At 44.1% G+C, this 15,924-nt stretch carries 15 protein-coding genes; 10 read left to right on the top strand and 5 right to left on the bottom strand.

Annotation, left to right across the window (positions count from 1 at the left end; all coding sequences use genetic code 11):
- The first annotated feature begins 108 nt into the window (after positions 1-108).
- The 4 genes from IGK61_RS14795 to IGK61_RS14780 all read left to right on the top strand — a co-directional run bounded on the left by IGK61_RS14795 (position 109) and on the right by IGK61_RS14780 (position 4,807).
- The gene (locus tag IGK61_RS14795; protein ID WP_074536812.1) at positions 109-1,548 is read left to right on the top strand and encodes an MFS transporter; all 1,440 of its coding nucleotides are present in this window, start codon (positions 109-111) and stop codon (positions 1,546-1,548) included.
- A 198-nt stretch (positions 1,549-1,746) separates the two neighbouring features.
- The gene (locus tag IGK61_RS14790) at positions 1,747-2,430 is read left to right on the top strand and encodes a metal-dependent hydrolase (protein WP_074536813.1); all 684 of its coding nucleotides are present in this window, start codon (positions 1,747-1,749) and stop codon (positions 2,428-2,430) included.
- A gap of 37 nt (positions 2,431-2,467) precedes the next feature.
- Positions 2,468-3,799 (top strand): DRTGG domain-containing protein, encoded by a 1,332-nt coding sequence (locus tag IGK61_RS14785; RefSeq protein WP_005228249.1) that lies wholly within the window; start codon positions 2,468-2,470, stop codon positions 3,797-3,799.
- A 54-nt stretch (positions 3,800-3,853) separates the two neighbouring features.
- Complete coding sequence (locus tag IGK61_RS14780) at positions 3,854-4,807, top strand: DHH family phosphoesterase (protein WP_074536814.1); 954 nt, start codon at positions 3,854-3,856, stop codon at positions 4,805-4,807.
- 140 nt (positions 4,808-4,947) lie between these two features.
- On the opposite strand, the gene dapD is transcribed toward IGK61_RS14780, so the two are convergent.
- The 3 genes from dapD to dapA are packed head-to-tail and all read right to left on the bottom strand — an operon-like array spanning position 4,948 to position 7,324.
- Complete coding sequence (gene dapD / locus IGK61_RS14775; protein WP_005228253.1) at positions 4,948-5,661, bottom strand: 2,3,4,5-tetrahydropyridine-2,6-dicarboxylate N-acetyltransferase; 714 nt, start codon at positions 5,659-5,661, stop codon at positions 4,948-4,950.
- 12 nt (positions 5,662-5,673) lie between these two features.
- Positions 5,674-6,429, bottom strand: coding sequence for a 4-hydroxy-tetrahydrodipicolinate reductase (gene dapB / locus IGK61_RS14770; protein ID WP_015510324.1), 756 nt, complete (start codon positions 6,427-6,429; stop codon positions 5,674-5,676).
- Between the two features lie 13 nt (positions 6,430-6,442).
- Positions 6,443-7,324: a 4-hydroxy-tetrahydrodipicolinate synthase gene (dapA, locus tag IGK61_RS14765; protein ID WP_008380503.1), complete on the bottom strand. Its 882-nt coding sequence runs from the start codon at positions 7,322-7,324 to the stop codon at positions 6,443-6,445.
- Between the two features lie 222 nt (positions 7,325-7,546).
- Here dapA and IGK61_RS14760 point away from each other — a divergent pair, with 222 nt between their 5' ends.
- The 5 genes from IGK61_RS14760 (at position 7,547) to IGK61_RS14740 (ending at position 12,272) form a co-directional block, all read left to right on the top strand.
- The gene (locus IGK61_RS14760) at positions 7,547-8,716 is read left to right on the top strand and encodes a M20 metallopeptidase family protein (protein ID WP_074536815.1); all 1,170 of its coding nucleotides are present in this window, start codon (positions 7,547-7,549) and stop codon (positions 8,714-8,716) included.
- Positions 8,717-8,720: 4 nt separating this feature from the next.
- Positions 8,721-10,037 carry a diaminopimelate decarboxylase gene (lysA, locus tag IGK61_RS14755; protein ID WP_005228260.1) on the top strand — a complete coding sequence of 439 codons (1,317 nt, stop codon included), beginning with the start codon at positions 8,721-8,723 and terminating at the stop codon, positions 10,035-10,037.
- Between the two features lie 23 nt (positions 10,038-10,060).
- Entirely contained in the window at positions 10,061-10,894 is an 834-nt protein-coding gene (dapF, locus tag IGK61_RS14750) for a diaminopimelate epimerase (protein WP_005228261.1), read from the top strand.
- 243 nt (positions 10,895-11,137) lie between these two features.
- Complete coding sequence (locus tag IGK61_RS14745; protein ID WP_010749972.1) at positions 11,138-11,470, top strand: zinc ribbon domain-containing protein YjdM; 333 nt, start codon at positions 11,138-11,140, stop codon at positions 11,468-11,470.
- 94 nt (positions 11,471-11,564) lie between these two features.
- Positions 11,565-12,272, top strand: a complete 708-nt coding sequence (locus IGK61_RS14740; RefSeq protein WP_005228270.1) for a zinc metallopeptidase — start codon at positions 11,565-11,567, stop codon at positions 12,270-12,272.
- Positions 12,273-12,328: 56 nt separating this feature from the next.
- On the opposite strand, the gene IGK61_RS14735 is transcribed toward IGK61_RS14740, so the two are convergent.
- Together IGK61_RS14735 and IGK61_RS14730 are read right to left on the bottom strand one after the other, a co-directional pair.
- Positions 12,329-13,018, bottom strand: a complete 690-nt coding sequence (locus IGK61_RS14735; protein ID WP_074536816.1) for a hypothetical protein — start codon at positions 13,016-13,018, stop codon at positions 12,329-12,331.
- Positions 13,008-13,493, bottom strand: a complete 486-nt coding sequence (locus IGK61_RS14730; protein ID WP_074536817.1) for an RNA polymerase sigma factor — start codon at positions 13,491-13,493, stop codon at positions 13,008-13,010. Before IGK61_RS14730 ends, IGK61_RS14735 begins: the two co-directional genes overlap by 11 nt.
- Before the next feature lie 720 nt (positions 13,494-14,213).
- On the opposite strand from IGK61_RS14730, the gene IGK61_RS14725 reads away from it, so the two are divergent.
- A complete protein-coding gene (locus IGK61_RS14725) occupies positions 14,214-15,821 on the top strand; it encodes a CTP synthase (protein ID WP_005228290.1) in 1,608 nt (535 codons plus the stop codon).
- Positions 15,822-15,924 lie beyond the last annotated feature (103 nt).

Raw genomic sequence — 15,924 nt, 5'->3', positions numbered from 1 at the left:
TCGTGATGAGCAGATAAGGATTGACGGCGAATGGATTTCGATCAATAATACAAAGTTGTCCCCCTAAGACTAGAGGAACAAAACAAGCAAAGAGAGGATGGTCGATTTGTGAATAGTTATCAAGAAAATCCCGTAGTACAACAGAGAAAGTGGTGGATTCTCATTGCTGTTTCGATGTTTACCTTTATGTCAACACTGGATGGGAGTATCGTAAATATCGCTTTGCCGACGATCTCGGCAGATATGGGTGTCCCTATGAATCAAGCGGAGTGGGTCGTATCCGTCTACTTGATGATCGTTTGTGCCTGCCTTTTGTTATTCGGTAAGGTAGGGGATAGTTGGGGCAAGATCAAAGTATTCCGCTTGGGGATGCTAATTTTTATTATCGGTTCGCTGTTATGCGGGTTTAATCATTCCTTAGCGTTTCTGTTATTTGCCCGAGTCGTGCAAGCGATCGGTGCCAGCATGACGATGGCGACAAATACCGGAATCATTACTGAAGTTTTTCCTATGAGTGAACGAGGACGCGCCTTAGGGATGATTGGTGCCTTTGTTTCGTTAGGATCCATCGCCGGTCCTGGATTAGGCGGAGTGATTTTGGCGCATTTTTCTTGGCCGTTTATTTTTTGGATCAATGTTCCAGTCGGTATTCTGACAATGATTGCTGGAGAAAAGGTGTTGCCAAAAGATATCACTATGAGTCATGACTCCATCGATAAAACTGGGTTTGTGCTGTTTTCAATTGCAATTATCAGCTTCTTCGGCGGCATTTTTCTTGGACAAGAGCGTGGCTTTTTAACGTGGCTACCACTGCTACTGGTGGGGATCGCCTTAGTGGCATTCATCGTCTTTTTGCGAGTAGAAGCGCGTGTGAGCAAACCGCTGATTACCTTTGGAATCTTTCGTAATAGAATTTTCACCATGAGCCTGATCACGGCGCTGCTGATCTTTTCTGCAAACTTTTTTGTCAATGTTGTGATTCCCTTTTACTTGCAAAGTGCCCGAGGCTTAACGCCGAGTGTGGCAGGAATGCTGATGATGGTCTTTCCTTTGATGATGGTCATCGGTTCACCACTTAGCGGCTATTTGACGGACCGTGTAGGACCGGAGATCTTGGTCTTAGCTGGCTTAGCGTTGCTGTCCATCACTCAGCTGATGTATATGTTTATGAATCAGCATACGCCGATTTGGTACTATGTCGTCGCTACTGCCATCATGGGGTTAGGCAATTCGTTGTTCCAATCCCCCAACAATACGATGGTGATGAGCAGCGTCACCAAAGAAAATCTTGGGGTGGCAGGTAGTCTAAATTCCTTTGCCCGTAACTTGGGCATGGTCTTAGGGATATCCTTAGCAACGACGATTCTTTATGCCGCAATGAGTCAAGCCTATGGGAAGCATGTGACGACCTATATCGCAGGTCGGGCAGATATTTTTGCCTATGGCATGAAAATCACCTTCTTTGGGGCGTTCCTTCTTTGTATCACGGCGTTATTCTTAACAGTCTGGCGCATCTATAAACAAGGTGGACGTAAGAAAACGCTATGATCGCTTGAAGTCATCAGGTCGAACTGTTCTATTCCTTATTCAGAAAGGGTAGAACAGTTTTTTTATTTTTCTTGACAAGAACCAGAAAAAGGACGGATGTAATAAAGCTGCCAGAATTTGTGCTTTTGGATTTCTGGTGTTATCTGTTATAATGAAAAATATTAGACTGTATTACTTAGATGGAAAGGGGAATGTTGTATGAAACTTACGTATCACGGACACTCGGTGCTTGCTATCCAATTAGCGGATGGCCAAAAATTGTTGTTTGACCCTTTTATTACTGGAAATGCTCTGACTGATTTGGATGCAGACACAGTGGAAACCGATTGGCTTTTGATCACGCATGGTCATAGCGATCATATTGGGGACATGGTGCCGATCGCCAAAAGAAATGAAGCACCAGTGATCAGTGTCGTTGAAATTTGCCGCTATGCAGCCCGCAAAGGCGTTACTGAGACGCATGGCATGAATATGGGAGGCTCTTTTGAGTTCCCGTTTGGCAAAATCTCAATGGTGGAAGCGAAACACAGCTCTGGTCTTGAAGAAGACGGAACGATGATCTATATGGGCAATCCAGTGGGGATCATTTTAGAAGCAGAAGGCAAAACCATCTACCACGCTGGCGATACTGCCCTCTTTAGCGATATGGCGATGATCGGTGAACGTTTCGACATCGATGTGGCGTTTTTACCGATCGGGGATAATTTTACGATGGGCGTTCAAGATGCTGCAACAGCAGCGGCGCTGTTAAACGCGAGCAAAGTAGTACCGATCCATTACAATACGTTTCCAATGATCAAGCAAGATCCGCAAACCTTCGTGAATTTATTGCCGGCAGGTGTGGGCCAGATCCTTGCAGTCGGTGAGACAATAGAAGTTTAAGCAACAGGAAGATTCGTAGTAGGAATAGGGGATAATTATGGCGACAAAACACGACTTGATTTTAGCGCATATCGAGAATCTGCCTGTAGGCGATCGCATCTCGGTGCGGGGAATCGCAAAAGACTTGAATGTCAGTGAAGGAACAGCCTATCGGGCGATCAAAGATGCGGAAAATATCGGCTTGGTTTCAACGATCCAACGTGTGGGAACCATTCGGATTGAACGGAAACTAAAGAAACACATTGAAAAACTAACTTTCGGCGAAGTCGTCCAAATCATTGAAGGCGATGTTTTGGGCGGCGCAGCCGGTTTAGACAAAGACTTGAACAAATTTGTTATCGGCGCCATGAAGGAATCGGCAATGGAACGCTACATCACACCTGGTTCCTTAGTGATCGTCGGAAACCGTAACGAAGTCCACAAGTTGGCACTGGAAGATGGCGCAGCCGTCTTGATCACGGGGGGCTTTGAAACCTCAGAGGAAATCTGTCGCTTAGCAGACGAATTGGAGCTGCCGATTTTACAAACGACCTATGACACCTTTACCGTGGCAACGATGATCAACCGTGCCTTGAGCGACCAGCTGATCAAAAAGGACATCATGCTGGTGAGTGACATTTATATGCCATTGGAAAAAACCAAGTATCTGCACACCTTTGATACGGTCAAGGATTACAAACTGCTTTCGGAGTCTACCAACCACTCCCGCTATCCAGTCGTCAACAAGAATATGCGGGTCGTTGGGATCATCACAGCCAAAGATGTCTTAGAAAAGCCTGATACGCAGATCATCGAACGAATCATGACCCGGGAACCACGGGTCGTAAAAAAAGAGATGAGTGTGGCCTCTGCCAGCCATCAGATGATTTGGGATGGCTTAGAAGTGATGCCCGTCGTAGCAGATGACCTTTCTTTGATTGGGATCGTTACACGCCAAGACATCATGAAAGCGATGCAGATGGTCCAACGACAAACACAAATTTCAGATACGATTTCAGACCAAATCTCGGGACAGATGCAAGTCATCGAACAAGATTTTGAAGGGAACAAATTGCCGCAGCCACATTTCAGCTTTGCGGTGACGCCTCAAATGGTCAATGAAGTCGGAACGATCTCTTTTGGTGTCTTGAGTGAAGTGATCGCTAATACGGCGAAACGCACCATGCAGTTGAATCAACGACGCAATAGCTGGATCGAGCAAGTCAATCTGCATTACTTCCGTTTGATCCAATTAGAAAGCGAGATCATCATTCAACCGAAGATTCTAGAACTGGGGCGACGTTCGGCGAAAATCGATATCGAAGTATCGATCGAAAATTCCTTAGTGGCAAAAGCGATCGTGGTATGCCAAGTAATGGAACGCCCATAAATCATCGAAAACGGCACTTATGGAAAAATTTTAGAGAGAAAGTTGAGACCATTCATGAAGGTACAAGAAGAAATACTTGCAACAATCAAAGCATTCGACCGAATCATTATCCATCGGCACCAACGCCCTGATCCAGATGCATTAGGATCACAAGTAGGGTTGGCAGAAATTTTACGAGCTAGTTTTCCAAAAAAAGAAATCTATCAAGTCGGCGGACCCGTTGAAGGATTGGATTACTTGGCGCTGATGCAGACGATCCCTGATGATTTGTATAAAGGGGCACTAGTGATCGTTACAGATACGGCCAATGCACCACGGGTCAGTGACCAACGCTATGATCAAGGGGCGAAATTGATCAAAATCGATCATCACCCTAATGATGAACCTTACGGAGAGCTGGTCTGGGTCAATACGAAAGCCAGCAGCTGTAGTGAGATGATCGTTTCGTTTTGGCAAATGTTTCAAAACGAGCTGACGATGACACAAGAAGCGGCTCGTCTGCTGTATGCGGGCATCGTTGGTGATACTGGACGGTTTTTATATCCGGCAACGACAGCGACAACGCTGCGCTTAGCGGCTGAACTATTGGATTACGGTTTTGATGCACCGAAGATCAATCGGCAATTGGATCAAGTCTCTCGCAGTGTTGCTCGCCTTTCAGGGTATGTCTACGAAAACATCGAGATCGATGAGATTGGTGCTGGCAAAGTGATCCTATCACAAGAATTGCAGCAGCGTTTTGGCGTAGTGGATTCGGAAACCTCAGCAGTCGTTTCCTTACCAGGGAAAATCGACGAAGTGATGGCTTGGGCGATCTTTGTCGAACAACCAGAAGGCTATTATCGGGTGCGGATGCGTTCGAAAGGTCCAGTGATCAATGAGATCGCCAAACGCCATCATGGCGGCGGACATCCCCTTGCCAGTGGAGCAAACGCAAAAGACCTTGAAGAAGTTGCCCTAATCTATCAAGAGATCCAAGCAGCGATCAAAGAATTTCAAGCAGAATAAACACTTTTACAAGAACATTTACCAATAGAAAAAGGGCGTGCCAAAAGCTTTCGGCACGCCCTTTTTTAGACAAAACGCAGCGCAGGCTCATCACTGAACCCGCACTGCGTTTTTTTGTTTATTTTTGAGAAAAGCGCGGTTTAGCCCCGTAGATCGTCTAAAAATTCGGTTTTGCTTTTCGTTTTCTCGTCTTTCATTTTGATGACTTTGGCTGGTGAGCCAGCAACGACTGCTCCAGCAGGGACATCTTCCGTTACCACAGAACCGGCAGCGACGACTGCACCTTCGCCGACACGGACGCCTTCAAGGACGACGGCATTTGCACCGATCAAAACATTGTCTTCAATGATGACTGGGCTTGCTGAAGGTGGCTCAAGAACGCCAGCCAAGACAGCACCAGCGCCAATATGGGCTTTTTTCCCAACGGTTGCTCGGGCGCCTAAAATCGCACCCATGTCGATCATGGTTTCTTCACCAACGACGGCACCAATGTTGATCACGGCCCCCATCATGATAACGGCATTTTTTTCAATGATGGCTTGGTCACGGATAAAGGCACCTGGTTCGATACGGGCATCGACTTTCGTCAAGTCCAATAAAGGGATTGCTGAGTTGCGGCGATCATTTTCCAGATAGTGATCGGTGATTTTGTCTTGATGCGCGGTTAAAAACTCAGCCACTTTTTGACTGTCACCAACCACGAAATAGAAAGTGCCGTTACCAAACAATTGGATGCCATCTGCTTGGACGTTACTAAGATCTCCATTGATATAGACTTTTACAGGTGTTTGTTTATTTGCTTCTTTGATGTATTTTGCTAATTGATAAGGATCGGAAAATTGTAATTCTGTCATGAGAGACCACCTTTACTTGTCGATTAGATTTTGCATGGAATAAAAACCAGCTGGTTGGTTGGCTAAAAATTCCGCTGCTTTTAGCGCACCATTGGCGAAGATTTCGCGGGAGAGCGCTGTGTGTTTTAATTCAATGATTTCATCCTGCCCAGCGTAGATGACAATGTGTTCTCCAGGAATCGTTCCACCGCGAACGGCATGGATGCCCATCTGCTTGCGGTCATTTACTAGATCACTGCCTTCACGCCCGTAGAGATACTCTTTTTTCGTTTCGCAGCTGTCATTGATACTATCTGCCAACAGCAAAGCTGTACCACTTGGTGCATCGAGTTTTTGATTATGATGCTTTTCGATGATCTCAATGTCAAAGTCAGCTTCTAATGCGGGGGTGATACTTTGTAGTGCTTTGATCAGTACATTGATCCCCAACGACATATTGGCAGAATAGAAAACTGGGATCACTTTAGCAGCCAACGGCAGCATCATCTGCGTGTCTTCCGTCAAACCAGTTGTAGCAACCACGATAGGCAGCTGCTGTTCGACACAATAGTTCAATAAGGCAGGGACATTGCTATAATGAGAAAAATCAATCACCAAATCGATCGGCTGCGTGATTTTTTCTGGACGATCATAGATCGGAAAGGGACCATCTAATTGCTCGGTACGATCCAAGCCGGCGGCCACTTCTAACTGAGGGTGCTTTGCGATCAGGCTTTGCAACACTTTGCCCATGCGACCGTTTGCACCGCTTAATAAAATCTGTTTCACCAAAAACTCCTCCTTACAGCAATCCGTAATTGGTCATTTCTTCTTCTAAATGAACGAGGGTCGCATCTTCTGGGACACCCAAAGGCAAACGATAATGCAATTCGCATTTGCCTAGCAAGGAGACCGCTGCTTTGATCGGCACAGGATTTACTTCACTGAAAATCGCATCGATCAACGGTTTTTGTCGCAATTGCTCTTTGATGGCGGCTTTTACATCACCATTTAAGAAATCAGCAACGAGTTGTGCCGTTTGTTTCGGAGCGATATTGCCGATCGTTGAAATCACGCCAGAGCCACCTAAAGCTAGAATTGGGGTTACTTGATCGTCATTTCCTGAATAGATCGCAAAGTCATCATCCGCAAGACGAGCGATTTCTGCGATTTGCGAAATGTCGCCGCTGGCTTCTTTGATGCCTTTGATATTAGGGATTTTTTTCAGTTCTGCCACAGCTTCAGGTGTTAAATTTAAGCCGGTTCTTGAGCTGACGGAGTATAAGATTACTGGCAGCTCAACGCTTTGACAGATTGCTTCATAGTGAGCGACTAAACTTTTCTTGGTCGCTTTGTTGTAATAGGGTGTTACAACCAATAATGCGTCAGCACCAACGCGCTGTGCTTCTTTTGAAAGATGGATCCCATGTTGGGTGTTGTTGGAGCCTGTTCCGCCGATGACGGGGATTCGACCAGCAACTTGTTTTACCACCGCTTCGATCACCGCGATATGTTCTTCATCGTCTAACGTGGATGCTTCACCGGTCGTACCGCATGCAATGATTGCATTCGTTCCTTGCTGCACATGCCACTCCGCTAACTCCTTCAGCTTATCGAAATCCACCGAACCATCTTGAAGCATAGGGGTAATCAACGCAACGCCAGAACCTTTGAATATTGTCAAACTACGACACATCCTTTCAACCAATTTATTTTTCGTAACTCTACGTATAAGTGTACCAAAACGAGGGGTAAATTTTTCAATAAAAATCGAAACATTTCGACAATTTATACTATAGATTATTCGAATTATATACTATAATATTAAACAATATCAATGAAAAACTGAATATTCGTTGGTTTTTATGGATATTTTTAAAAGGAATGAATAGAAAGGTGTTTTAACATGCAAGTATCGCAAGCAGTCAAAGAATTAACCGAAGACGTGGTTCGTTTTCGTCGTGAATTACATACAATCCCTGAATTAGGGTTAACTGAGTTCAAAACAAAGGAATACTTGCTGCGTCAGTTGCAATCCTTTGGGATCAAAGAAATCTATCCAGTGATTGAAACCGGCTTGATTGCTGTCTTTCGCAGCGATCGTCCAGGAAAGACGCTGGCCTTTCGAACGGATATCGATGCACTGCCGATCAAAGAAGAGACAGGTGTTTCCTTTGTTTCCAAACATGAAGGGAAAATGCATGCCTGCGGTCATGACGGCCATATGGCAACGATGCTAGGGTTTGCTAAATATTTAGCAACACATCCTGAAGTGATTCGTGGAACGATCGTTTTGATTTTCCAACCAGCCGAGGAAAGCCTCGGTGGCGCTCAATTGATGATCGATGAAGGCATCTTACGAGATTTTGGCGTGGAAAAAATCGTGGGGCTGCATGTCTTCCCAGACTTTCCCGAAGGAGTCATTGCGAGCCGGAAAGGTCCGATGATGGCCCGTAACGGCGAGATCAATCTAACGATCAACGGCACGAGTGCCCATGGTGCCCAGCCTCATCAAGGACATGATGCCATTTTAGCCGCGGCTGCGATTATTCAAGGATTGCATTCGATCATTTCACGCAATATCAGCCCGCTTTCTGCTGGGGTCATCACTTTTGGGAAGATCCATGGGGGAGATGCGGAAAATATCATTCCCGGCAAGGTCGTTTTAAAAGGAACGATGCGGGCGTTTGAAGATGAAGTCTATGAAACGATGACGCGCAGAATCACCACCGTCGCACAAGAAATCGCCAAAGGATATGATTGCACGGCGGATGTCGAATTCGAACATCTTTATCGTGTCGTGGACAATGATCCTGAGATGGTGGAAGTGTTGGAAAAAGTGGTCGGGGAGAGCTACCGAGAAACACCACCATATATGTTGGCAGAGGATTTTTCGATGTACCAAAAGGAGATCCCAGGTGTCTTTTTCTTTGTGGGTACCCGAAATGAAGAAAAAGGCTATGTCCACCCTTTACACAGCAGCAAAATGAATTTTGACGAAAAAAATCTATTGCAAGGCATCGAATGCTACGTTCGTTTGATCGAGGCGTTGAACGAGCCAACAGACAAGGAGTAAAGCGATGGCAAAAGAAATCAAGAACAATCACTTATACATTGACGGTTGTGATACCGTTGAGCTGGCAAAAACCTTCGGAACCCCCCTTTACGTGTATTCCGTTTCGGAGATTCGCGAAGAATGCCAAAAGATTCAGGCGCAGTTTTTGACGCGCTACAGCAAGACACGGGCAGCCTATGCCGCTAAAGCTTTCTGCACCACAGCAATGCTGCAAGTGATCAAGTCAGAAGGACTCTCATTAGACGTGGTTAGCGGTGGAGAGCTGTATACAGCAATCCAAGCTGATTTTCCAGCAGAACACATCGAGTTTAACGGGAATAATAAATCGATTGAAGAATTAGCAGCTGCCCTTGATTATGGCGTAGGACGGATCATCGTTGATGGCATTCAAGAAGTCGGCTTGATCCGCGCGTTATGTCAAGAAAAGCAAGTCGTTGCTAAAATTTTGTTGCGCATCACACCCGAGGTTTCGGTCAGCACCCATCAATTTATCTCGACCGGACAAAAAGATTCGAAATTCGGGATTCCTTTAGATGAAGAAATCTTATTTCCGTTAGTGGAAGAAGTGATTCAAGCACCTGAATTGGATTTCTATGGCCTGCATTTTCATGTCGGCAGTCAATTGTCGGACAATCGCTCACATCTAGCGGCAGTTGATGCGGCTTTGGCCCTTGTCCAAACCATTCATGAACGCTTTGATTATTGGATCAAAGAACTAAATGTTGGCGGCGGCTTTGGCGTTCGATACACAGATGCAGATATTCGCCAACCCTACAGCTACTTTTTAGATCCTGTGATGGAAAAAATCGACGCCTTTTATGCGCAGCACCAGAGCGAACGCCCGACCATCGTTATTGAACCTGGGCGCAGTATCGTCGCAGAAGCAGGTATCAGTTTGCACACCATCGGCAGTATCAAGACATTGCCAGGAATCAGAACATACGCCAGCATTGACGGTGGCATGACAGACAATATTCGTCCTGGTCTTTATCAGGCAACTTACACTGGGATCTTAGCCAACCGCGCTTCCGAAGCTGCGACACAAAAGGTCACCATTTCTGGCAAAGCTTGTGAGAGCACGGACATCTTAGTAAAAGATCTTGCATTACCGCCCGTTGAAACTGGGGATCTGTTTGCTACGTTCGCAACAGGAGCTTATGGCTATTCGATGGCCAGCAGCTACAATAATTTACAGATTCCTGCAGTCGTCTTTGTGGAAAACGGCCAAGCGGAATTAGCCGTTAAACGACAGTCCTACGAGCAAATGCTGCAAAATGAAGTGGTTCCTTCGTTTCTAAAAGAGGGAGCTTCCAGCAAGTAAAATTTTGAAAAGCAGGTGACAACATGACGATTCCTTATACAAAAATGCAAGGTGCAGGAAATGATTTTATCGTAATCGATAACCGCACATTGAAATTCTCCCATGAACAACTGTCGCAATTTGCTGCTCAGGTTTGCCATCGGAAATTTTCTGTTGGCGCGGATGCAGTCATGGCAGTGGATTTTCCCACAGGAACCGCTGATTTTCGGATGCGGTTTTACAATGCTGATGGGACCGAAGCAGAAATGTGCGGCAACGGCGCTCGCTGTATTGCCCGTTATGCCTTTGAGAAGGGAATTGCTGGCGAGCAGATGACCATCGAAACAGTTGCTGGCGATGTCCCCGCATGGCGCTTGTCGGCAAAACACTACAAAGTAACCTTGAATCCACCGACCGTGACTACATTTGATCAAGCGTACCCGAATCCAATGGTTTCTTTCGTGGACTATGTGGAATTGGGTGATCCAGGAATCCCTCATGCGGTGGTTCACTATCCTGGTCTGGCAGAAACTGAGTTGGAACAGCTGGCTGAACTTGCCAAAGAGATACGCTATTGGGAGGTTTTCCCAAAAGGGGCGAATGTCAATTTCTATGAAGAAGATGACAAGGGTGATCTGATCGTTCGCACGTATGAACGAGGGGTGGAAGGTTTTACCTATGCGTGCGGCACAGGTTCTGGTGCCACTGCGTATGTCGTGACCAAACGTCACCAGCAAGCGGCAGCGAATGTCTTGCTGCACGTGTTAGGTGGCGAGTTAACGGTAGAAGTTGATGTTGATCAGGGCGCATTAGAATTGATCGGCGATGCGGTTATGGTATCTGAAGGCTTGATTTTAGATGAGAATTTGACTGTGTGACAGATTGATCCATTTTGGCGCAAATGAGTTGAGTAAGTCATGATTGAGGGGCGTTTTTGCACATGCAGAAATGCTCCTTAGTTGTCAGCTGTTGCAGCGGCAATTTTTTCTTAGTATACGTTTAGTGTTTTGTGGTAGAGAATCACTTCGATAATTCTTATTGATTAAAGGTGGTTTTTTTTGTATGCTTAGTATTGTTCGATAGTGAACAATACGACTATTATCAATCAAAGGAGCAACACTATGACTCAAATTCCTAACTGTCCAAATTGCCAATCTGAATACGCTTATGAAGACCGCGGGCTGTTTGTTTGTCCTGAATGCGGAAACGAATGGCAAGAGCAACAAGCGATGGAAGAAGCACCCGTATATAAAGATGCCAACGGCAATATTTTAGTCGATGGCGATACAGTAACGGTCATCAAAGACTTGAAAGTCAAAGGCGCATCTGGCGCCATCAAACAAGGAACGAAAGTGAAAAACATCAAATTAGTCGAAGGCGACCACAACATTGATTGCAAGATCGATGGCTTCGGCGCAATGAAACTAAAATCAGAATTTGTAAAAAAAGGTTAAAAACAAAATCTTCCAGTCATCTTCATAATTTTTTCACCACTTTAATGGTAAAATAAGGTCAAAGATTAAAAGGGGGAATTTTATCGTGTATGGTATGGGCGGATACGGGTTCGGCTTTTTTTATGACCCGACTTTCATTCTTGTAATTATCGGTATGGTGATTTCACTAGCAGCGTCAGCGTACGTCAAAAGTACCTTTAACAAATATGACAAAGTCAGAAGTAAAAATAATATTACCGGCACAAAAGCGGCGCAGTACATCTTGCAAAGCCAAGGAATCAATAATGTGGGTGTGCAAGCGATCGCTGGTGATTTGACGGATAATTACAATTCTGGCAACAAAATGCTGAGTTTATCGCAATCTACTGCACAATCAACTTCGGTAGCAGCAATCGGTGTTGCGGCTCATGAGTGTGGACACGCAGTCCAAGATGCCAAAGGTTATTTTCCTTTGCGTTTGCGTCATGCGATCGTACCGATCGCTAATATCGGAACCAGCATCTCGATCCCATTGATTTTGATTGGGGTCCTATTACGAGGATCGTTTCTGATCAACTTAGGCTTGTTGGCTTTCTCATTGGCGTTTATTTTCCAATTAGTGACCTTGCCAGTCGAGTTCGATGCCTCAAAACGGGCGATCCGTATTTTGGCAGATGGTGGCTTGTTAACAGAAGATGAAGTACCACAAGCAAGAAGAGTGCTCTTCGCCGCAGCGTTGACGTATGTCGCAGCTGCCGTAGCAACCTTATTGCAGCTCTTACGTTTGATTATTTTATTTGGTAATAACAACCGTCGGAATTAATCGACAGTGTGATAGACTAAAGACCAGCTCAGGCATTTTGAACTGGTCTTTTTTCGTTATTCTACTATTAAGTAAATGTAATAGACGTTTTCAACGCTTTTTAAATTTTCTTCGGACAAGTTATTTTCCATCATATCATATAATTTTAGGTCGCCACCTTGTGCAATATAAATCAAAGGAATCTCAACATTTTTTTTGATTTCTAGGGGATCTTCTTCAATGTGGTAGATTGCTCCCCCGGGAAGATCTTTGTCTTCTCCAAGAGAAATATACTGATATTCCGTAAGATCTGTCGTTGTTTCTGATGCTCCGCCATTGGAAGATAAGTTTACGAGCAGCTTTTTTTCCCCTTTAGAAATGCCAATCGTTAAATAACCGTTATAATTGCTTTTGGTATCTGTCATTAAGGAAGCAATCAACTTGTGGGTTGTTTTCTCACCTTTGTGATAGTGATCAAAGTAAACCGTCATCGCTTGAGCTTGGGTATTAAATTTTAGCTGCGAACCAAAATCAAATAACAGTCTGGAAAGATCCATTTGATTTTCGACTTGAACTAGATGATTATCTGGAACACCCGCTATTTTTTCTCCTCGAAAAGGACCATAATTGTAATAGTTTAAATAAAGCCCCCCTGGTAGACCAATCAATACGAACAAAGACAGTACAGCAATAACAATTGTCCTACGTGTGTTTTTTAGCCGAGCTTTTTTCACGATTTTTTTAAAATCTTGCTCTTTAATAGCCATGTTTCTTTTCCTCCATTCGTTTTTTCAGTTGTTTTCTTCCTCGATATAATGCTGTTTTGATACTATCTTCCGAGCGATTCAGTAAGAAGCTTATTTCTTTTAAGCTCAAATTTTCTGCATACTTCATGATCAAAAGGGTGGAGGTAGAAACGGGTAATTCTTGAAGTGCCTCATAAAGATCATCATCAGTTTCTTGCCAGTTGATACTAGAAGCAGTCACTGGCAAATACTGCCTGACGATTTCTCGCCGTCGCTTTGTTTGTTTATACAACGTAAAGTAACCATTGATCCCCACACGAAACAGCCACGGACGAATCGCTTCTGCGGATAAGACCGAATCGATTTCAAGGATTTTAACAACTGCTTCTTGAGCAATATCTTCGGCATCCTGTTGTGAAGCGCCGAGGGACTGCAGGTAATGAACCAAGTCATTCGTTAACTGCAGTAAATAATGTTCGTAAGCATCCAAACGCATTTTTCCCCCTCCTTAACAATACAACAACTGAAAGTAAAAAAAGTGAACATCTTTCAACTAAAAAAATCGAAAAAAATCGAGAAAACGTTAAATTAATCGATTGAGTTGTGCTTATTTTCTCAAAGGAATCGGAAAAAAACAATCAGCTTTTGAAGGGAATTACATGCTTTTCAGAAGACAGTGACGATTTATAACAAAAAAATAGCAGGATAGCTGCCTCTATCCTGCAAAAGAAAAATTATCTTAGCGTAGAAGGCAGGAATCGAACCTGCACCTCGTCTTTGCCAAAAATAACCAGAAATACGTTCCGATCATTTTTACCAAAACGAGTAAAGCGCCAGACTTCATCTACACTTTGTATTATGCCAAAGAGAGTTCAACGATTTCGTAAGAAGCAATGAAAAATTTGCAAAAAGTTGTGCAGAAAACATGAAGGTTGTTTAAGAAAGAATAACCATAGAATTTAGTCGAGAAAAAGAAGGAACCAGCTGTATCGATAAGTAAAGCGCTTTGTCTGGAAACCTCGTTTTCTTTCTGAAAAAATCAGATAAAGTTTTCTTGACATTTGCTAGGTGAGAATGTATCATTCTGTTTGGGCACTCTTTACAAGAGTCAGAAAGTGATTTAGAATTTTCGCTCCCTATTCATTTATGGATAGGGAGCTTTTATTATTTTCTAAATGCTTTTCCTGTAAAATAGATTAAAGGAGTTTTTCAGTTTATGACAAAATATATTTTTGTAACCGGCGGTGTGGTTTCTTCTATTGGTAAAGGGATCGTAGCAGCATCATTAGGACGTCTGTTGAAAAATCGCGGCTTGAAAGTAACGATTCAAAAATTCGATCCGTACATCAACGTCGATCCAGGAACGATGAGCCCATACCAACATGGTGAAGTATTCGTAACCGATGATGGAGCAGAGACCGACTTAGACTTAGGTCACTATGAACGCTTTATCGATATCAATTTGAACAAATACTCAAATGTAACAACTGGAAAAATCTATTCAGAAGTTTTGCGGAAAGAGCGTAAAGGAGAATACTTAGGCGCGACTGTTCAAGTGATCCCGCATATCACCAACGAGATCAAAGAAAAAATCATGCGGGCAGCCAAAATGACTGATTCAGATGTGATCATTACAGAAGTCGGCGGTACAGTAGGGGATATTGAATCATTGCCATTTCTAGAAGCTTTGCGTCAAATGAAAGCAGACGTAGGTTCAGACAATGTGATGTACATCCACACCACGCTGATTCCTTATTTGAAAGCAGCGGGCGAAATGAAAACCAAACCGACCCAACACAGTGTGAAGGAACTGCGCGGCTTGGGGATTCAACCAAATATCTTGGTCGTTCGTACAGAACAACCCGTAGGACAATCAACGAAAAACAAATTGGCCCAATTCTGTGACGTGGCACCAGAAGCCGTGATCGAATCTCGTGACGTTGAGACCCTTTATTCGATCCCATTGGCACTGCAAGCACAAGGCATGGATCAAATCGTGTGTGATCATTTGAAACTGACTGCACCAGCTGCTGACATGACTGAATGGCAAGCATTGGAAGAAAAGGTACTGAATTTGAAGAAAAAAGTACGCATCGCATTAGTCGGAAAATACGTGGAATTGCCAGATGCTTATCTATCAGTTGTCGAAGCCTTGAAACATTCTGGTTTTGCCTTTGATGCAGACATCGAGATCGATTGGATCAAAGCCCAAGAAATCACACGAGAAAACGTGGATTCTTACTTAGGTGAAGTAGACGGTATTCTTGTTCCTGGTGGATTCGGTGATCGCGGGATTGAAGGAAAAATCGAAGCGATCCGATATGCTCGGGAAAACGATGTACCATTCTTAGGGATTTGTCTAGGGATGCAAATGGCTTGTGTGGAATATGCCCGCAATGTCGTTGGCTTGGAAAATGCCAATTCCGCAGAAACAGATCCTGAAACAGCCAACAACATCATTGATTTGATGGCTGACCAAGAAAACATCGAAAACTTAGGTGGGACATTGCGCTTAGGCTTGTACCCATGTAAAGTGAAGAAAGGCACCAAAACAGCTGCAGCTTATGACGGAGAAGAAGTTGTTCAAGAACGTCACCGTCATCGTTATGAATTCAACAACAAATACCGTGAAATCTTTGAAGCAAACGGGATGGTCTTCTCAGGTGTGTCACCAGACAATCGTTTGGTTGAGATCGTTGAGATCCCAGAAAACAAATTCTTCGTGGGTTGCCAATTCCACCCAGAATTGATTTCTCGTCCAACTCGCCCACAACGCTTGATCAAAGCCTTTGTTGGAGCTTCATTAGACAACCGCCAAGCATAATAATCGCTAGCGGCAAACCAAGGAATGAATGTGCGAAACTCCTCATCTCAAGATGGGGAGTTTTTTTGAGTTGCGCCATCCCAATAATCCGTAAAAGGTTGAA

This window comes from Enterococcus sp. AZ063 (assembly GCF_051715045.1).
GTDB classification, from domain to species: domain Bacteria; phylum Bacillota; class Bacilli; order Lactobacillales; family Enterococcaceae; genus Enterococcus_D; species Enterococcus_D casseliflavus.
The sequence above is the reverse complement of the archived record's forward strand: the minus strand, read 5'-3'. Positions and strand labels throughout refer to the sequence as shown.